The sequence below is a fragment of the Chryseobacterium ureilyticum genome (genome assembly GCF_900156735.1).
Lineage (GTDB): Bacteria > Bacteroidota > Bacteroidia > Flavobacteriales > Weeksellaceae > Chryseobacterium > Chryseobacterium ureilyticum.
The window spans coordinates 1,176,606-1,195,728 of record NZ_FTOL01000001.1; the positions used below are offsets into that span (position 1 = coordinate 1,176,606).

The 19,123-nt window shown below is 36.8% G+C and carries 15 protein-coding genes; all 15 read right to left on the bottom strand.

Annotated elements, in window-relative coordinates; genetic code table 11:
• Positions 1-244 precede the first annotated feature (244 nt).
• Positions 245-1,087 (bottom strand): sulfite exporter TauE/SafE family protein, encoded by an 843-nt coding sequence (locus BW983_RS24315; RefSeq protein WP_228408960.1) that lies wholly within the window; start codon positions 1,085-1,087, stop codon positions 245-247.
• A gap of 125 nt (positions 1,088-1,212) precedes the next feature.
• Positions 1,213-1,770 carry a precorrin-2 dehydrogenase/sirohydrochlorin ferrochelatase family protein gene (locus BW983_RS24320; protein WP_076550405.1) on the bottom strand — a complete coding sequence of 186 codons (558 nt, stop codon included), beginning with the start codon at positions 1,768-1,770 and terminating at the stop codon, positions 1,213-1,215.
• 5 nt (positions 1,771-1,775) lie between these two features.
• Positions 1,776-4,652 carry a TonB-dependent receptor gene (locus BW983_RS05135; RefSeq protein ID WP_076550407.1) on the bottom strand — a complete coding sequence of 959 codons (2,877 nt, stop codon included), beginning with the start codon at positions 4,650-4,652 and terminating at the stop codon, positions 1,776-1,778.
• Positions 4,653-4,954: 302 nt separating this feature from the next.
• A complete protein-coding gene (locus BW983_RS05140; RefSeq protein ID WP_076550409.1) occupies positions 4,955-6,628 on the bottom strand; it encodes an NADPH-dependent assimilatory sulfite reductase hemoprotein subunit in 1,674 nt (557 codons plus the stop codon).
• Between the two features lie 30 nt (positions 6,629-6,658).
• Positions 6,659-8,371 (bottom strand): diflavin oxidoreductase, encoded by a 1,713-nt coding sequence (locus tag BW983_RS05145; RefSeq protein WP_076550411.1) that lies wholly within the window; start codon positions 8,369-8,371, stop codon positions 6,659-6,661.
• Positions 8,361-9,206, bottom strand: coding sequence for a uroporphyrinogen-III C-methyltransferase (gene cobA, locus BW983_RS05150; RefSeq protein ID WP_076550413.1), 846 nt, complete (start codon positions 9,204-9,206; stop codon positions 8,361-8,363). Before cobA ends, BW983_RS05145 begins: the two co-directional genes overlap by 11 nt.
• Before the next feature lie 21 nt (positions 9,207-9,227).
• Complete coding sequence (cysK, locus tag BW983_RS05155) at positions 9,228-10,139, bottom strand: cysteine synthase A (RefSeq protein WP_076550415.1); 912 nt, start codon at positions 10,137-10,139, stop codon at positions 9,228-9,230.
• A gap of 28 nt (positions 10,140-10,167) precedes the next feature.
• On the bottom strand, positions 10,168-10,998 hold the full coding sequence (epsC, locus tag BW983_RS05160) for a serine O-acetyltransferase EpsC (RefSeq protein WP_076550417.1): 831 nt from the start codon (positions 10,996-10,998) through the stop codon (positions 10,168-10,170).
• A gap of 4 nt (positions 10,999-11,002) precedes the next feature.
• The gene (locus BW983_RS05165) at positions 11,003-12,241 is read right to left on the bottom strand and encodes a sulfate adenylyltransferase subunit 1 (protein WP_076550419.1); all 1,239 of its coding nucleotides are present in this window, start codon (positions 12,239-12,241) and stop codon (positions 11,003-11,005) included.
• Positions 12,242-12,314: 73 nt separating this feature from the next.
• Entirely contained in the window at positions 12,315-13,223 is a 909-nt protein-coding gene (gene cysD / locus BW983_RS05170; RefSeq protein WP_076550420.1) for a sulfate adenylyltransferase subunit CysD, read from the bottom strand.
• Positions 13,224-13,234: 11 nt separating this feature from the next.
• The gene (locus BW983_RS05175; protein ID WP_076550863.1) at positions 13,235-13,948 is read right to left on the bottom strand and encodes a phosphoadenylyl-sulfate reductase; all 714 of its coding nucleotides are present in this window, start codon (positions 13,946-13,948) and stop codon (positions 13,235-13,237) included.
• 81 nt (positions 13,949-14,029) lie between these two features.
• Positions 14,030-14,446, bottom strand: a complete 417-nt coding sequence (locus BW983_RS05180) for an RrF2 family transcriptional regulator (RefSeq protein WP_076550422.1) — start codon at positions 14,444-14,446, stop codon at positions 14,030-14,032.
• A 378-nt stretch (positions 14,447-14,824) separates the two neighbouring features.
• On the bottom strand, positions 14,825-15,310 hold the full coding sequence (locus BW983_RS05185; RefSeq protein WP_076550423.1) for a GNAT family N-acetyltransferase: 486 nt from the start codon (positions 15,308-15,310) through the stop codon (positions 14,825-14,827).
• A 304-nt stretch (positions 15,311-15,614) separates the two neighbouring features.
• On the bottom strand, positions 15,615-17,765 hold the full coding sequence (locus BW983_RS05190) for a zinc-dependent metalloprotease (RefSeq protein ID WP_076550425.1): 2,151 nt from the start codon (positions 17,763-17,765) through the stop codon (positions 15,615-15,617).
• 81 nt (positions 17,766-17,846) lie between these two features.
• Complete coding sequence (locus tag BW983_RS05195; RefSeq protein WP_076550426.1) at positions 17,847-19,112, bottom strand: NAD(P)/FAD-dependent oxidoreductase; 1,266 nt, start codon at positions 19,110-19,112, stop codon at positions 17,847-17,849.
• Between the last annotated feature and the right edge of the window lie 11 nt (positions 19,113-19,123).

Below are 19,123 nucleotides of genomic sequence, written 5' to 3' on the forward strand. Positions count from 1 at the left end.
AGAGACTGATAAGGTTTCCGATACAGATCCCTACCGGAAGCGGTAAATTCAATTCTATACCAATTTCACCGACAATGTTCTTTAATGTTTTTCTGTTTAATTTTTTCATGGTTTTAGTTTTAATCAGTTGTTGTTTTGATAAGTGCTCACATTGGATTTTAACCTGTGAACAGATCAAAGGTAATCATACTGAGAAATGAACGCTTCAGTACTTTTACTTAATTTCAGATTATCCTAAAAACATTTATGATAAAAATGATTTGAATATGGTAACCAGACTCATCATAATGACTACAAATCCAACAACGATAAACATTTTCTTGGTTGGCAATTTGGAGGTAAGCATGGCTGAAAACGGAGCTGTAAAAACGCCACCAAGCAGCAGCCCTAAAACAATATTCCAATGATGGATGCCAATGGTAAAGATGAATGTAATAGCACTTGTGACAGTCAGTAGAAATTTGGCTACCGTTGAACTACCGACAACGTAACGGGGAATTCTCCCTTCTTTGATCAGTGTTCCGGTTACTAAAGGTCCCCATCCGCCCCCCGCAAAGGAATCTATGAAACCTCCCACGAAACCTAATACTCTGAGATTGGTTTTTCTCTTGGTTTTAATACGGCTTTTATTCTTATCCTTAAAGGCATTTTTCAGAATATTTACTCCCAAATATAAAGTATAAAAGGCAATGATAGGTTTCACAATATGAGCGTAATGTTCACCATAATGAGATAAGGTTAAAGCCCCAATGATTGATCCTACAATGGCAAGCGGAAATAAAACCCAAACCATTTTTTTATTGACATTCCCTAGTTTATAATGACTGAACCCTCCCGCAGCAGTTGTAAATGACTCTGCAGAGTGAATGCTTGCACTTACTACAGGTGGTGGAACATTCAGTAATAATAAAATGGTAGTACAGATCACACCATATCCCATTCCCATTGATCCGGCAACAATTTCAGCAACAAAACCTGCAAACAGCATCCAGTAAAAGATGTGACCGTCTTTATTAAGAAAATTCTGAATATCATCAGCCAGATTGAATTGATAAATTACCAGTCCAAATACCCCGAAAAGAAGCATTACTCCTATTATAGCAAGATAGATATTTGCTTTTCTCTGAGCCGTTTTGGTAATATGGATCAGTTTTTCAATTTCAAGATCGTCTTTTTTTGCAGGAAGTGCTCCTTCAGACAGATATTGTGTAGTTATTTTGTTGAGTTCTGTTCTGTTACTTTATAATTAAAATCTCCCTGTAACTGATTGCGGATATTTTGCATATTATCCAGCACAAGATCCATTTCGTCAGGAATCATTTCTGTAAATGTTTCTCTGAGTCTTTTTGCGATAGTTGGAGATTTCCCGTTGGTTGAAATAGCTATTTTAAGACTTCCTTTTTTGACAATTGAACCTAAGTAGAAATCGCACAGATCAGGTTTATCTGCAATATTAACCAATACATTTTTTTGTTGTGCCTGTTCACGAATCTGCTCAGCCAAAGCAATATCATTTACCGCAATAATGGCAAGATCTGAATTATCAAAATCATTGATATGATAAGGTCTTTCATGCAATATGATATTAGGAAACCGATTCTGCAAAGCAATAACTTCTGGAATAATTTCCTTCGCAACCAATGTTATAGAAGTTTCAGGAGAATTACCTAAGACAGATTCCAGCTTTTCGAGGGCAATTTTTCCGCCTCCGATGATCAGTAATGATAATTTTTCAAGCTTTAAAAATACAGGATATAAGGAATTACTCATTTTGATTACAGTTTTAAGTCATATGTAAATGCGAGATAATATAAACCTCCGATCTCAGGACCTGCTGCGTATTGAAAGTAACGTCTGTTCAGCAAATTCGTTGCTCCGATTTTTACATTAGCATGAATTTCTGGAAGTTTCCAAGTAGCCTGAGCATCTATGGTATAATAAGCGGGAATGTTTCCTGATGCTAAAGGACTTTCCCACATAAAACTGTTCTGCCATCTTGCCACAAGCGTAAATCCAATATTTTTGATAATCTCTCTGTTTCCTACACTTACATTGATCATCCATTTTGGAGTGTTGAATGCTGTAATAAACAGATCTGATGAATTATTGGAAGCAAGATCATTATAAGATACGTTGGCATTGACGTTGTAATTTCCGGCAATGTTATAACGGATGCCTAATGAGGTTCCATAGCTTTTATAAGTGGTGTTGCTATTGGTGTAAACTCTGTAACGATCCTGTTTGCTTCGGTCAAGCATGGCAAGAACAGCAGTATTGCTTCCGATCTGACTGTTTTTGGGAACTGCTACTTCTACCTGTCCCAAAAATCCTTCATAGATATTGTAATAAAAATCCCAGTCAAGAACGAGTTTATTATTAAAGAACACAGATTTATAGCCTACTTCAAATGAATTGATCTTTTCCGGTTGTAGTTTTTGAAGATTAGCAACAGCTAAGAGATGTTTGTTGTTCTGAGCAGCCTGGGTTTGGCTCTTTCCATTGTCTATATCTGCATTTACGGCAGAAGTAAATTTATCAATAGAAGCTAAAGTGTAAGAATTTTCCAGATAGCCTAATCCGTCATTTACTTTTGAAAGACCTCCTACTCTACGTACATTTCCGTTATTAACGAAAGAAAGTGCTTCAAATAATGATGGAAACCGGTATCCATTTTGAAAAGATGCTCTGAAATTATGTTGATTGACAGGAGAATATACAATACTTATTCTTGGGTTTAATTTAGCTTCAAACTCTGGATTTCTGTCTATACGTAAAGCAGCATTAAGCTTTAATTTATCATTAAAGAATACTTTTGTAATCTGTGCAAAGGCTCCATATTTCTGATAAACAACGTCTTTCCCGAAGGTTCCATCGGATAATGGAATATTTCTTTCAGTGACAGGCCTGTCAAAATCTACAAAATTATTTCCATCCGGAGTTATGCTGTACAAACGGTAATCTATTCCTGCAAGAAGATTGAATATTTTTATAAATCGAGTAAAATCATAAGTTAATTCTCCCTGATAAAATCTTGATTTCTGTTCAAGTTTTGCACCGCCTGTTGCTGGAGCGCCAACAATTCCTGCGTTGGCGGAGTCCCAGTTATTGATTCCGATGATGGTGTTTTTCAACTGTTCAAAGGCTGCGGTTCCGGGTACTGCTCTATTTTTGTCTGCTGACTGTCTTGCCAGATTGAAAGCTTCATTAAGGTTTACTCCTGCATTTAAATTATTCTGAAGTGACGTCTGAAATATATTTTTCCAGTTGTTATTTGAAAGATTGGTAAGATCTAAGTTATCTGCTAAAGGTTTTAAGTTATAAGAATCACCGGTATTTTCAATAGAAACATAGGCTCTGAAAGTAAGTTCTTTACCTGTAAGTTCTACTTTATGATTCTGAACGGTGGCATTCTGGAGACGGATTTTATTTCCTCTCTGAAAAGTTCCGTCCAATAACCCATATCGGTAGACGTAAGATGCTTTCCATTGATCTCCAAAGCGGTAATATAATCCTGCATCAAATTTTATGTTCTTTACCTCCGGACTTACCAGATCTTTTTCAAGATATCCTGTTCTCGAAACATTAAAAGTGGTTGGTTTGCCATTATAATCCACCTTTACAGCTACCCTGTTGTTTCTTTCGTCGCCATATTTATTCCAAAGATCTTCGGCGGGATTATTTGTCAGAGAAAAATTGGGATTGGCTGTAACCAGAGAACCCGGGTTCTGATCTGTCTGATTATTTGAAATCCAGTCTGTTCCGGTAAAGTAAGAAGCATTGACTTTAATGGCAAGGTTATTATTGAGTGCTTTGGCAAATCGGATCGCACTTTCTCCCAGAGAACTTATTTTATGATTAAAATTATCTACATGATTGACACCGCCACGAAAGTAAACACTTAATCCCTGTGAAGTAAACGGATCTTTTGTTTGAAGGCTGGCAAGCCCGTTAATAGCATTCATTCCATACAAAGCTGAAGCCGCTCCGGGAGTGACTTCCATAGATTGAATATCGAGTTCTGTAGGACCAATTGCGTTGCCAAGAGGGACACCCAAAGTGGCAGACTGTACATCTACTCCATCTACGAGCTGCATAAATCTGAAGTTATTCGGAGAATTAAAACCTCTTGAATTGGGAATTTTCAATGTAAGACTGGAAGTAAGCAATTGCAATCCTTTTACATTTTCCAAAGTTTCATAAAAAGAGGCAGCCGGACTTTCTCTGATCGTTTTAATATCAATTTTTTCGATGGCTATCGGAGATCTTAATATCTTTTCAGGAGTTCTTGATGCTGAAATAACAACTGCGTCAATAATTGTATTCTGAGGATTGAGTCCGATGGTTATTTTATTGGATGATGAAAGTACTTCAACAGTTTGGCTGCTGAAACCATCTTTATTAATAACCAATCGAAAAGGAATGGTAACTCTTGTTCTGATCTTAAAATTTCCGGATTCATCTGTAAATGCGTTGTCTTCTGAATTTTCTATCTGTACTTTTACGGAATCAAGACCTTTACGAGTTCCTGTGTTTTTTATCGTTCCACTTAACTCAATAAGCTGCTGTTGTGCTTCTACCAGGTTAAAAAATAGAAATGTGAATGCAATAATACCAGCTTTAGGCAGAAAATTTCCATGTTTTTTGTTTTTCATTTTTTCTTCATTTTTAGGTTGAGAATGAAGCTGTCTGAACTTTATTATTGATTATTTTGAACCACCAAGGCATAAGATTTTTAAACACTTAAGTTTTTTAAGAGCTAAATTTTATGAATAAGAATTGAACTGAAGTGTTAAAAAAATGAAAGCTTTTGTGCCTTTTGTGGTTGTACAAAGTTCAGACAACTTTGTTTGTATTGTTATTTGAGAATCAACAACACATGCACATTCGTCTCCCTGAAAGAAGAGGTTGATAGTTTTTGTTTTTTGTCAGATCATATTGAAAATGAGTCATATATTCAGTTTAAGGTTTGTAAGTAACGGTATGAAAAATCACCAAATGTTTCTTCTGTAAGTTTTTGCTTTATATAAATACCAAACAGCTCATCCAAAGTGTTCAGAATTTCTTCTTCACCAATATTTTCTTTAAATTTTGTATTCAGTCTCAGCCCCAATCGGTCTCCCCCGATGTGCAGGTTGTACTTGCCGTAAGCGGTTCCTACAAAGCCTATTTCAGCATTGGGAGAACGTCCGCAACCATTAGGGCAACCTGTCATTCTGATGGTAATATCATCTTCTAAAAGACCATGTTTTTCAAGGATGGGTTCTATTTTGGTGACTAAAGACGGTAAATATCGCTGCGCTTCTGCTAATGCCAGAGAACAAGTATTTAAAGCAACACAGGCAACGGAATTTTTACGCAAAGCACTTGCATTTTCTGTATACGCTGAAATACCATACTCCTGTAAAATGTTTTCTACTAATACTTTATCCTGATCATTGATATCTGAAATAATCAGGTTTTGATTACAGGTAAATCTGAAATTAACCTTTGCGGTCTGAGCAATTTTTAATAATCCTGATTTTAAAGGATAATCTTCTGTATCCAGCACTCTTCCGTGTTCTACAAATACTGTATAAAACCATTTTCCTTCATGATTCTGCGTCCAGCCATAGCGGTCTTTTCTTTGTTCAAATTTAAATTCTCTTGCCGGCTTAAAACTGAATCCGGTTCTTTTTTCCACTTCAGCCCTGTACTGATCTATTCCCAGTTTATCAATAGTGTATTTTAACCTTGAAAGTTTTCTGTCACTTCTGTTTCCAAAGTCACGTTGTACGGTGATGATTTCGTACACAGCCTTTAAAGCCTTTTCTTCTGTATCTACAAATCCAAGTACGGAAGCAAGACGTGCATAAGTAGCTTCATTTCCGTGTGTAGCGCCTAAGCCTCCACCTGCTGCAATGTTATAGCCTACAATCTCATTGTTTTCAATAATAGCAATAAGCGCTATATCATTAATGAATACATCTACATCATTATTGGGAGGAACTGCAATCCCAATTTTTAATTTTCTGGGAAGATATCTGTCCTGATACAAAGGGTCTTCTTCTGTTTTTCTGTCAATAATAAGTTCATCATCAATCCAGACATCATAATAAGACTTTGTTTTTGGAAGACACATTTCACTTATTTTACCAGCCAGTTCATACGTCTGCTGATGTAAAGGTGATTCTGAAGGATTTGCAGTACAGGTCACATTTCTGTTGACATCACCACATGCCGCAATGGAATCAAGATGATTGATATTAAAGCTTTGAATGGTAGGTCTTAAATGTGATTTTAAAATACCATGCAGTTGAAGCGTTTGTCTTGTTGTTATTTTGATAGTTCCTGTGGAGTGGTCTTTAGCAATATCATTCACACCAATCCATTGATCTGAGGTCAGAAAGCCACCAGGGAGCCTAAGTCTGATCATATAGGAATACAGCCATTCCAGCTTTTTGGCAACACGTTCTTCCCTTCTGTCTCTGTCGTCCTGCTGGTACATTCCGTGGAATTTGATCAGCGTTTGATCATCTTCTCTTATTGCGCCAGTAAAGTCATCGGCAAGACTTTCTTTTAATGTTCCCCTGAGCCCATTACTTTGGGTTTTGATTCTTTCTACCGGTGAAAGATTATCTTTATTGCTCATAATTGTTTTCTTTTAATAATTGTGATTCCTTTAATAAACGTCTTTAGCATACCTTCCGCTAAGCTCCATCTCTTCCAGATAATGAAGTGCTTCTTCTTTGCTACGTTTTCCATGTTGCTGAATAATATTCAAAAGGGTGTCTTCCACATCCCGGCTCATAGGATCTTTTGTGCCACATACATACACTGATGCTCCCCCTTCAAGCCAGTAAAAAACTTCCTGTGCTTTTTGTTCAAGCTTATGCTGTACATATATTTTTTCTGCGGTGTCTCTGGAAAAAGCGAGATCCAAATTGGTAAGGCTTCCGGTTTTAAGGAAATCCTGAATTTCAGCCTGATAAATAAAATCTGAGACAAAATTCCTGTCTCCGAAAAACAGCCAGTTTTTCCCTTCTCCTCCTACCGCATCACGCTCCCAAAGGAATGATCTGAAAGGTGCAATTCCAGTTCCCGGTCCTATCATAATAATATCTTTATCCGGTTCAGGAAGTTTAAAGTGCCCGGCATCCTGAATATAGAATTCAACGTCTTCTCCTTCATTAAATTCACTTAAAAATCCACTGCATAATCCTTTGTGTTTTTCATGGTCAATAAAGAACTCAGATTTGGCAACAGTGATATGTATTTCATTTTCGCCATGGGCTTCCGGTGATGAAGATATAGAGTACAGACGGGGTGCCTGACCTGTTAATATTTGAATCACGTCTTCAAATTCCTCTGCATTTTTTACCGGATAAATTCTTAGAAGATCAAGAAGACTCAAACGAACTTCGGGAATAGAATGTCCTGTTATTTTTGAATATTGAGCTACGACAGATTTAAGCAAGTAGCTAATATTTAAATACCTGTGTAAAAGCTCTTCAACAGTATCTGTTATTTTTGAGGTTGAAATTTGTTTTTTAGGATCAATTCCTGTTAACGTAATAATCTCCTCAACAATTGTTTTTGAATTAAATGGAAGAACTCCTAATGCTGCACCAGGTTGATATACTAATGCTTCTTCGGTTTCTATTTCAATATGATAAGTCTCTTTTTCAGAAGTAATATCATTAAGATTAAGGATTGCTGATATTTTTCCCTGATATTTTTTTCTTCCGGTTGAAACCTTTTGCACAGTTGCATTTTTACTACTGATTCCTGAAGTTTTATTAACGGCTTCAAATACGTGCTCGATCCAGTTCTGTGCGTCCTGTTCGTAATCAATATCACATTTTTTTAATGGAATAATTCGTTGTCCGCCAAGGTTTTCAAAGCGGGAGTCAACATCTTCTCCTGTCTTACAGAATAAAGGATAGCTGCTGTCTCCCAATGCCAGAACTCCAAATTTCAGATTGCTGAGATTGATTTCATTTTCGTAGATATAATCATAGAATTTCTTGGCAAGAACCGGAGGGTCACCTTCTCCCTGGGTACTGATGACCACAAAAAAGAATTCTTCTTTGCTAAGGTCTTTCGCTTTGTATTGAGACAGGTCAGTTAATTTAACCTGAATTCCATTTTTCTTAATGATTCCTGCTAATGAGGTAGCAAGTTTCTTACTGTTTCCGGTTTCTGTGCCATAAGCTAGAGTTATTTTCTTTACCGTATTCTGTATTGAGTGATCAATTTGTTGTGGAGGTAAAGCTGCTGTTAATGTGGTTCCTCCAGCAAGCCCTGCAAGATAACCGCTTGCCCAGATGGCTTCATCCCGGGATAAGTCTACAGATATTTGTTTTAATACATTGAGTTTCGTTTCAGACAGCATATTCAAAGAAATTTTGATTGTTTGGGATTACACTTCCATTCTCTACCGATTTGAAATAAAGACCTTCTTTTCCGGTATTTTCCAACCACGAAAATTCTTCATGGAGATTTACTATTTTTCCTACAATTACCAGTGATGGTGAAGCGAATACTTTATCACCAAAAGTCTTGTTGAAGTCATCAAATGATGAGGTGTATACTTTTTGGTAAGGAGTTGTAGCCTGTTCAATGACTGCAATTTTTTTATCGTCGGAAATTTCAAGTTGTCTGAATTTCTCTACAAGGCTGGTAAGATTTCCTTTAGACATATAGAAAACAAGGGTATCACTGGTCGTGGCAAGTTCTTTCCAATATTCTTCATTAAGAATGTCTGATTTGTAATACGTCAGAAAACGCACAGATGTTGAATATCCTCTTGCTGTCAAAGGCATCCCTGCAAATGCTGCTGCTCCCAGCGCTGCTGTAATTCCCGGAATGATTTCGTAAGGAATGTAGTTTTGTTTTAAAGCTTGCAATTCATCCAGAATATTGGAGAAGATGGAAACATCACCTCCTTTAAGTCTTACGATGGTCTTATTTTGACGGGCATACTCCACAATTAAGGTATTGATATGAGATTGGGGAGTAGATGCGTTTTTGCTGCATTCTTTACCTACATAGATTACTTCTGTACCTTTATTAGCGTACATTTCCAGGATTTCAGGGCTTACAAGACGGTCACATAAAATGACGTCTGCTTTTGCAATGGCATTTACAGCTTTTACAGTGATCAGTTCAGGGTTGCCGGGTCCTGCACCGATAAGGTAAACCTTTGGTGATTTTATATTTGTTTTCATTGAAGTCGGTTAATTAAGGTGTTAGAAGAGTCCTTCTACAGACAGATACCTTTCTCCAGTATCATAATTGATGGTAAGGATTTTAGCGTTAGATTGTATTTCCGGTAAATGTTTTGCGATGGCTGCCAAAGCTGCTCCTGTAGAAACTCCTACAAAAAGACCTTCTTTTTTGGCTGCATTGATGGCATATTCGTAAGCTTCGTCTTTACCTACTGTAATGACTCCGTCAAGTAATGTTAAATCTAAAATAGATGGTACAAATCCTGCTCCAAGTCCCTGTAAAGGATGTGGTGCCGGGCTTCCGCCGCTTAATACGGGAGATAATTCCGGTTCTACGGCAATTACTTTTACGTTGGGGTATTTTTCTTTTACGGTTTTTGCAATTCCGGTGATGTGTCCTCCGGTTCCTACTCCGGTAATAATATAATCCAGTCCATCAGGGAAGTCTTGTAAAATTTCCTGAGCGGTTGTTTCTGTGTGTACTTTTACGTTTGCAGGATTATCAAACTGTCTTGGAATCCATGAGTTTGGAGTTTCTTCTGCCAGTTCATTTGCTTTTTCAATGGCACCTTTCATTCCTTTTTCTCTTGGTGTCAGTACGAATTCAGCTCCGTAAGCTTCCATGATCTTGCGGCGTTCGATACTCATGCTTTCAGGCATTACCAGAATAAGCTTATATCCTTTTACAGCAGCTACCAAGGCAAGTCCTATTCCTGTATTTCCGCTTGTAGGCTCTATAATTGTACTGTCTTTGTTTAATAACCCTTTGGCTTCGGCGTCTTCTATCATTGCTAATGCAATTCTGTCCTTAATACTACCTCCAGGGTTGCTTTTTTCAAGTTTGATCCAGATTTCGTGATCTGTATTGAAAAGATTATTAATTTTTACGACGGGTGTATTCCCTATCGTTTCTAATGCGTTCTGAAATTTCATATCAATATAATTTTTATTTTTTCTGTTTTTAAATTACAAAAGTTAAAGATTCCGGTAAAGAACTATTGTCTTTTATTTTGATCTCACTTTTATGGTAAACCAGAGAATGAGGAGGTACGTCTTGGGTAACCCAAACATTTCCACCGATGATACTTTCTCTGCCTATGGTTGTATTTCCTCCTAAAATTGTTGCTCCTGAGTAGATAATGACGTGATCTTCAATATTAGGATGTCTTTTTTGGTTGGCTTTTTCTTTGGAAACATTTAAGGCTCCGAGAGTTACTCCCTGATAAATCTTAACATGATTTCCTATAATGGTGGTTTCGCCAATAACAATTCCTGTTCCGTGATCTATGAAAAACGATTCTCCAATCACTGCTCCCGGATGAATATCAATTCCTGTTTTACTGTGGGCATACTCTGAAATGACACGTGGTAATATTTTTACTTCCTGGCTCCATAGCTGATGCGAAATACGATAAACATAAGTGGCAAAGAAACCCGGATAGGCAAGATATACTTCTTCAAGAGAATCTGCAGCAGGATCGAATTCCAGAATAGATTTTGCGTCTAAAACAAGCTGGTCATACAATTCAGGGAGCGTCTCAAAGAACTGTTTAACATGTGTTTCTGCATTTTCTTTGTCCGCTGTGATAATCGTGATCAGATCCAAAAGTGTTTTCTGTAAATCCTCAAACCTGCTTTTCAGCTGCTCTTCACTATTGTCATTCTGAGGAAGGAAAAGTACTTCGTACAAATCTTTCACCCATTTTTTTGTCTTTATCTTATCAAAGAATCCATGAATATTATTTTGTTTCGTCTGATGAATTCTTGCAATTAAATTAATTGGAATAGCCATTTTTCTATTGAATTATACAGGCTGCAACAGTAGAATTTGAGGTTTCATCCACTAAAATTGCTGATCCTGTTGTTTTATTACTTATAAAACTATCATAGACCAAAGGTTGTGCCGTTCGAAGGGTAACTTTCACAATTTCATTAAGTTTGATTTCGCTTTCAATATGTTCATGCTGAAGTGTATTGACATTGATCTTATAATCCACTTCCTTTACGATAGCTTTTACAACTCTGCTGTTTTGCTGAAGCAGATATTTGTTGCCTGGTTGTAATGGTTTTTGATCCAGCCAGCATAAAAGTATTTCAAGATCTTTTTCTACCACGGGAAGTTCTTCTGTTGTAGCAAAAACGTCTCCTCTGCTGATATCCAGATCGTGTGTAATATGAATAACAGCGGGCTGCCCTTCAACAACTTCTTCTTTTTCGATTCCGTTGACTTCAATCCTGGAAATTTCACTTGTTAGCCCTGCCGGAAGAATATGTACAGAATCTCCTTTTTTGAATTTTCCGCTTAATATCTGCCCTGCATAACCTCTGTAATCATGTAATTCCTCAGTCTGAGGACGAATCACATACTGTACCTGAAAACGGTTTCCTTTATTTTGTTCTTCATTCAATGTTACCTGTTCCAGATATTCCAAAAGTGATTTTCCTTCATACCATTCAGTTCTGGATGAGGTAGAAACAATATTATCTCCTTTCAATGCGGAAATCGGGAAATAGCTTACATCATTTAAGCCTAGATTTTCTGCAATTTTTGAATAGTCTGCTTTAATGGTTTCAAAAACATCCTCCGAATAATCAACCATATCCATTTTATTAATTGCAACAGCTACTTTTTTCAGTTTTAAAAGAGACGCAATAATGGAATGTCTTCTGGTTTGTTCAATAACACCTTTACGAGCGTCAATAAGAATGACCATAAGATCGGAATTGGATGCCCCGGTGATCATATTACGGGTATATTGTACATGTCCCGGAGCATCGGCAATGATAAATTTCCTTTTTGGTGTTGAGAAATAGCGGTAGGCAACATCAATGGTTATTCCCTGTTCTCTTTCTGCTCTCAGCCCATCAGTTAAAAGGGCTAAGTCTACACCGTCTTCATTTTTGTTTTTAGAATGTTTCTCAAGCACTTCCAGCTGATCCTGTAAAATACTTTTGCTATCGTAAAGCAGTCTTCCGATAAGGGTACTTTTCCCGTCATCTACGCTTCCTGCTGTTATAAATCTTAATATGTCCATCCGTTTTTTGAATTATAAGTGATGAGTAATTTTTAGGTTTTAATCAACAGATATTCAATCTGTTATTTATTATTTAAAAATAACCTCCTTTTTTTCTGTCTTCCATTGCTGCTTCTGTCACTCTGTCATCGATTCTTGTTTCCCCACGTTCTGAAATTCTTGTTGCTACAATCTCTTCAATAACGGCATCAATTGTTTCTGCATAAGACTCTACAGCGGCAGTGCATGTCATATCACCTACAGTTCGGTAACGAATTTTCTTTGTAGTAATAATATCTTCAGGCTCTAAAAACACATGCTCGGAATTGGCAAGCCATTGTCCGTTAAAATCTACCACTTCCCTTTCGTGCGAGAAATAGATAGAGGGTAAGGCTATTTTTTCTCTGCGGATGTAGTTCCAGATGTCAAGTTCAGTCCAGTTGCTGATTGGGAAAACTCTTACATTTTCTCCTTTGTGAATCTTTCCGTTGAAGATATTCCACAGTTCCGGGCGCTGAAGTTTTGGATCCCATTGCCCGAATTCATCACGAACAGAGAATATTCTTTCTTTGGCGCGGGCTTTTTCTTCATCTCTTCTGGCTCCTCCGATACAGGCATCAAATTCAAATTCTTCAATCGTATCTAATAAAGTATAGGTTTGCAGCCAGTTTCTGCTTGGGAATTTGCCTTTTGCTTCAGTGAGTTTTTTACTTTTAATAGTATCTTCTACTTTTCTTGCCACTAAATCTACGCCTAGTTGCTCAACCAGATGATCCCGGAACTCAAGGACTTCGGGAAAATTATGTCCTGTGTCTACATGAACGAATTTGAAGGGAATCTTCCCGTGAAAGAATGCTTTTCTTGCGAGGTGAGCCAGAACAATACTGTCTTTTCCACCGCTGAATAATAAAGCGGGACGCTCAAACTGCCCGGCAACTTCTCTTAATATGTAAATAGATTCGGCTTCCAGCTGATCTAAATAGTTTAATTGTTGTATTGACATTTTTATCTTTTTTATTGATGAATATGCAGACCACACTCTTTTTTATTGGCATCTTCCCACCACCAGCGTCCTGCCCTGAAATCTTCTCCTTCCTGAATAGCTCTTGTACAAGGCTCACATCCAATGCTTACAAAACCTTTTTTATGGAGATAGTTGTAAGGTAAATGATTATCTTTTACATAGTCTGTCACCTGTTCAGTACTCCAGTGAAGAATCGGATGGAACTTAATGATCTTATTATCTTCATCCCATTCCAGTGCCGGCATATTTTGTCTGTTGGGAGAATGTTCGGCTCTTAAACCTGTGATCCATACTTTATATCCTTGTAATGCTTTTTTCAATGGATGTACCTTACGGATTGTACAGCATGCTTTTCTTTGATCCACAGATTGATAAAATGAATTGGGACCGTTTTTGGATACAAAATTTCTCAGTTCTTCTGTGTCCGGATAATAGGCTTTGATCTCCTTTTTAAAGAAGGCTTTTGTAGAAGCCCAAGTTTCATAGGTTTGTTCAAAAAGTCTTCCGGTGTCCAACGTAAAAATATCAACCTCTAAGTTTTTTATCAGATGAGTGATTACCTGATCCTCATAGCTGAAGCTGGTAGAAAAAACCACTTCATTCGGAAATCTTTCTATCAGTCTTTGCAAAAAATCGGCTTGAGAAGGCTCTCCTGCAAGCTCTTCCTGAAGTTTTTCGAATTCAATTTTCAGACTATTTTCCATTTTCATTTGAAATTTGTTGTTGCAAATATATATAAAATTCTATAACTCCTATCAAAATAGTAGAATTTAAATGAAAAAAAATTAATCTTTATTGATGAACTTAGTCAGAGTAGCTTCCATCATGCTTTTTCTGGTCTTTTCACGAACGATTATTAATTCTTTTCTAAGATAGCAAACAGCTTCATCCACACAATCATCACATGCTTCATAGAAGTTTAGAGAAACGCATGGCGTAAGAGCAATGGGACCATCAAAAATGCGGTAAATATCTGCTAGTGAAACATCATCAGGGGATTTCAGGATATAATACCCTCCTACTTTACCTTGTTTACTGTTAACAAGTTTAGCCCTTTTAAGTTCGAGAAGAATCTGTTCTAAGAATTTTTTTGGAATGTTTTCGTCTTGTGCAATAACTGAAGTGGGCAGATAGCCTTGATTGTAATTTCTTGCTAATCTGACCATTGCTTTTAGTGCGTACTTGCAGCGTTTAGACATCATAATCTACGCAAGGTATAACAAATTATCTGATAAATGAAATGTTTTCGGGCTAATGCTGAAATTTTGGTATAACCACAAAAGTTACAAAAAGGTTTTTAACACGTAAGTTGATTTTAAGTTACGAGTAAACTACAGAGAAGTTCACTTAAGTTTAAAAAAAATCAAAGATTTCTATTATTCTCGCAGATGTCACAAATTAAGTAGATTTTTTACCCATAAGAATAATGAGATCTTTTGGAAATTATCGGATCAAACCTTATAGGTTTTAAAACCTATAAGGTTTAGTCTATCTATAAAATCTGTGTCATCTGTAAAATCAGTGAGAAATAAATAACACCTACGTATCTGTAAGTGTTTGTTGATCAGTGATTAAAAATATTACAATACAAAAAAAGCTAACTCTCTGTTTTCTTCTATCAGGTTTTCATTTCTGTTAAATCCACATTTAAGAAGTACCTTTTGAGAACCGATATTATCGAGATCTGTTACGGCAACAATTTCTTTATTTTCGTCTGTTGAAAGACAATGGGTGGTAAGGGCTTTACATATTTGGGTTCCAATTCCTTTTCCCCAATAGTTTTCTCCAAGAATATATCCAATTTCTGTTTGATTAGGATTATGATGGAAAACTCTGGCAAGACACATTCCAACAAAAGCGTCATTCTGAGCATCAAATACTCCCCATCTGCTGAATGGTCCTTCATTATAGTCTGATAATGCTTTTTCGAACATGGATTTAAACTCTTCAGGAGATTTGTAAGGCAGATGACGGGTAACATTTTCATTTTTAAATAGATCTAAAAATAAATTGAGTTCCTGTGGGATAAACTCCCGTATGATGATGGTATCGTTTTTATAGTACATAAGAATAATTTGAGTTTGAAATTGATGAATAAAATTACGTAAATAAACTTACAATTGTCGATAAAACCTAATAATATTCGCCATAAAACAAAGATGGACTTAAAAAATTAAGCCCATCTTGTATTCAACAAGTGAATAACTAAAATATCAATACTAAATTATTTTATTAATTGCATCTTTTTAAAAAGTTTTAAACCAATTTGTAACCGCTTTGAAGTAGTAATCAAGAGGCTGTTAACCAAGAAGGGTTCCCTTTCCAGAATACTGCTCATCTTCAATATTGTATTGATATAGCGTTTTGACCCTATTTTTTAATGAATTTTTGGGAAGACTTCCCTAAAGAAGTTTCAATATCAATTAAATAAGTTCCGCTTAGGAAGTGTTTAACATCAACCTTATCACCAATCACTTTAGCATTCATTTTTCTTCCAAACATGTCATAAACAGAAATTGATTTAATTTTCCCTTTTGTTTTAATATTCACTACATCAGAAACTGGATTTGGATAGATGGATGTTTCTGATTTTGTTGTATCAACGTCTGAAGTGGATAATGATGATAATGCACAAGGGGTTGTAATACTGCCATTTGGTTGTGTATTATATCCAAACTCAGTTACAGAATAACCTGAACCATTGGTCCCAACAATCACTTTGAAATAGCCGTTAATATTGTAACCTTCGAATTGGTTTCTAAAACCAACATAAGCGGTTTTGCCAGACCAGTTAGTGTATGTAGGGGTGTACACGTCAAGTTGTCCGGGAGTACCAATTGGGTAACCTGTATTATTTGCATTAGTTATAGTGGTGCAAGCCGGAATTAAACTAATATTTCTTGTTCCTGTTTCGCAAACTAATCCTTTCCAATAGGTCTCCAATTTTAATTGATTTGCGCCATAGTACCAAGCGCCATATCCTGCATCATCACTAAGCTCCGGGTTAATGATAAAATATTTCCAAGTTGCCCCGGAGTTGGTTGTTACTGTTGTTGGTGTTGGGTTTGCATAACTTTCCAGAGGAGTTCCTGTAACTATTTTATAGGGGGCTTTGTAAGAAAAAGTTAATGCCAAAGCTGTAGTTGATCCTAATGAAGTTACGCCTCCTGTTATAGCCGGATCTCGGAATATAATTGATGAATTCAGGACCTGACTTTTAGGATGACTGGTTGCCGCACCATTTATGGTAAGTGTAGCGGTAGTAGGGCTTGTAACTGCTATAGCTGCTGTTAGTCCTGCAGGTAATGAAGAAGTGAAATGTGTTCCTGCAGTAAGATTTGTTCCATTGGGTACGGCAAATGTTGCTCCGTTTAGTGTAATCGTTGATTTAGGGGCAGATGCTACGGTTCCATCTAATGACACGGCTCCATTATTGTTTAAGTTCTCTGTAAATGTACTGTTGCTAAGGGTTAATTTAGGTGGAGTATTGGCAACTCCGGTTGCGGCTAAGTTGGCAGGCTGCCATAAATTTATTCGCGAAGGATGGTTTAATGCTGCTAGCATTCTGTCAACTTGTCCATTGGTAAACATTTTATAACAACCGGAAGAACCATTGTATCCCATATAGTTTTCAACGTTTACTTTTTGCCCAAGACAATTGTTTCCAGTTGTACATCCTAATCCGGAAGAAGCATTTTCTACAGGCGTGTCAGCAACTCCATCACCATCATTAGTTGGGTTTGCAGTTGAACACGGAATATTAAACGTGTGTTGAAGATTTAACCAATGCCCAAATTCGTGAGTAAATGTATCAGAAAACTCGTTTGAAGCTACTGTACCAGCGGCATTAAATATATAACGTCCATTATAAACAACTCTGGCTGTATTTACTGAAGCCATGTATGAATCCGGATACCAGGCAACTCCCGATTGATATAAATCCTTATCAGCATATAGATCATTTTGTATATACACATTCATATACTTTGCATTATCCCATGCATCTGCGCCAATTTCTGTATCATATCCGCCTCCATTGCCATATCCGCCTTTGAAAGGATGAAAAATAACTCCGCTTGTTGCTTTTCCGGTTGGATCAATTTTAGCTAATCGAAATTCAACACTTAATGCTCCTCTGATAGATTGGAAGTCAGGATCTACAGTATTTGAATCAGTGTTAATTCCATTGAAATTTAAATTGATTTGTTGCAGTAAGTCAACTACTTTTTGGTGATTTACTTTTACATTACTTTGAGATTCTCCATAAAGATGGAAAACCACAGGGATGATGTAGGTTGGGTTGCTGGTCTTATTATCCAGTGAATTTTTGTTTGATCCCCTTTTTTTTATGAAATCTTTGGTGTATTTCTCAAAATTTTCATATTCAGCCTTAGATTTAGGATGCAGTTCAAAATGTTTTTTCATCATTTCATCTGCTTTACACTCATGAGGTCTGTTTTCTTGAGCAAAACCTATTATTGGAAATAGGGAAACAAGTAGTAGTAATTTAAATTTTTTCATGATTTTTGGATTTGTTTGTTAATAAATTGTTTGAATAATCAAATTGTTTTGGGTTTAATTTTTTGTGTTATGTGATGTTTTTTAACTAAATCTTTCAGGGTTAAAAATCCTGATATCAACCGTTGGTTTTTCTTCATTGGCAAGCTCAGAAACAGTTTTCCCGAAAATAGGTCCGAGACTTAAGCCCATCATTCCACCGGCGCCTGCAATAATCAGATTTTTTAATTTTGAAGACTGTCCCAGGTAAGGAAGCCCATCCGGTGCACAAGGTCTATAGCCTAACCATATTTCTGATTCTTTAGGTAATTTAACTTGAAAATCAGGCATGTATTTAGGAATAGAATTTACGATCCCCTCTACTCTTTTCATATTCACTTTATTATGATGGGATGCCAGTTCCATAGTTCCTCCAAAACGGATCTGCCCGTTCATTGGGGTTACCGCTACCCTTGCTTCCAGTAATAATGCTGCATGTTCTAATCTGTTGACTGGATTTTCAGGAGTATGCATGAAAGAATATCCTTTTCCGGGCATCAGTTGAATTTTAATGCCAGCTTTTTGAGCCAATTCGGGTAAAAATGAACCTCCGGTCATAATGAAACGATCAGCTGAAAATTTTTTACCATTGGCGATTACTGCTTTAATGGTATTTCCTACAATTTCGTAGCTTGTTACTCTATGTTGCGGGTGAAAAATGACTCCATTGTTTTTAAGGTAAGAGATCATTTGTTTCATCAGCTTCATGGGATTCATGTGACCATCACATTTGTAATTGATTCCGCCGATAACATCCAATTGGGCATTGGGCTCAAGCTCCTGAATTCCTTTTTTATCCAAAATGTCAACAGGAAGTCCCAGACTGGTGGCTTTATGGGCTAACTCTGTTTCTTCCTCGGCTACTTTTTCTGTTTTATAGAGCATCAGAATCCCGTTTTGATTCAATTCAAAATCAAATTCTTCTTTTCCTGCAATTTCATTGTAAAGGCTGCTGCTTGCGAGATTAAGATCTCTGATTGCCTGTGCAGAACGGTCTACATGGTTCTGGTTTGAGTGTTTCAGAAATTTAAGCCCCCATGATAACAGTTGAGTACTTAGTGAGGGTTTTACATAAAACGGACTTTTACTGTCGAACATCCATCGAATTCCCTGTGCTACAACTCCGGGTGCGGCTAATGGGGTAAAATGACTGGGTACAATCATTCCTGCATTGCCATAAGAGCAATTGTTGCTAAGGTCATTTTGTTCCAGAATTTCTACCTGCCATCCTTTCTGTAAAAGATAATATGCTGAGCTTAATCCTGCGATTCCGGCACCTATAATCAGTGCTTTGCCTTTATTTTGTGTCATAACTCATTGTA

Bases quoted from the DNA above. Each gene is read 5' to 3' on its own strand.
- BW983_RS24315 (WP_228408960.1), bottom strand. From the start codon at position 1,087: ATGCTTCTTTTCGGGGTATTTGGACTGGTAATTTATCAATTCAATCTG.
- BW983_RS24320 (WP_076550405.1), bottom strand. From the start codon at position 1,770: ATGAGTAATTCCTTATATCCTGTATTTTTAAAGCTTGAAAAATTATCA.
- BW983_RS05135 (WP_076550407.1), bottom strand. From the start codon at position 4,652: ATGAAAAACAAAAAACATGGAAATTTTCTGCCTAAAGCTGGTATTATT.
- BW983_RS05140 (WP_076550409.1), bottom strand. From the start codon at position 6,628: ATGAGCAATAAAGATAATCTTTCACCGGTAGAAAGAATCAAAACCCAA.
- BW983_RS05145 (WP_076550411.1), bottom strand. From the start codon at position 8,371: ATGCTGTCTGAAACGAAACTCAATGTATTAAAACAAATATCTGTAGAC.
- cobA (WP_076550413.1), bottom strand. From the start codon at position 9,206: ATGAAAACAAATATAAAATCACCAAAGGTTTACCTTATCGGTGCAGGA.
- cysK (WP_076550415.1), bottom strand. From the start codon at position 10,139: ATGAAATTTCAGAACGCATTAGAAACGATAGGGAATACACCCGTCGTA.
- epsC (WP_076550417.1), bottom strand. From the start codon at position 10,998: ATGGCTATTCCAATTAATTTAATTGCAAGAATTCATCAGACGAAACAA.
- BW983_RS05165 (WP_076550419.1), bottom strand. From the start codon at position 12,241: ATGGACATATTAAGATTTATAACAGCAGGAAGCGTAGATGACGGGAAA.
- cysD (WP_076550420.1), bottom strand. From the start codon at position 13,223: ATGTCAATACAACAATTAAACTATTTAGATCAGCTGGAAGCCGAATCT.
- BW983_RS05175 (WP_076550863.1), bottom strand. From the start codon at position 13,948: ATGGAAAATAGTCTGAAAATTGAATTCGAAAAACTTCAGGAAGAGCTT.
- BW983_RS05180 (WP_076550422.1), bottom strand. From the start codon at position 14,446: ATGATGTCTAAACGCTGCAAGTACGCACTAAAAGCAATGGTCAGATTA.
- BW983_RS05185 (WP_076550423.1), bottom strand. From the start codon at position 15,310: ATGTACTATAAAAACGATACCATCATCATACGGGAGTTTATCCCACAG.
- BW983_RS05190 (WP_076550425.1), bottom strand. From the start codon at position 17,765: ATGAAAAAATTTAAATTACTACTACTTGTTTCCCTATTTCCAATAATA.
- BW983_RS05195 (WP_076550426.1), bottom strand. From the start codon at position 19,112: ATGACACAAAATAAAGGCAAAGCACTGATTATAGGTGCCGGAATCGCA.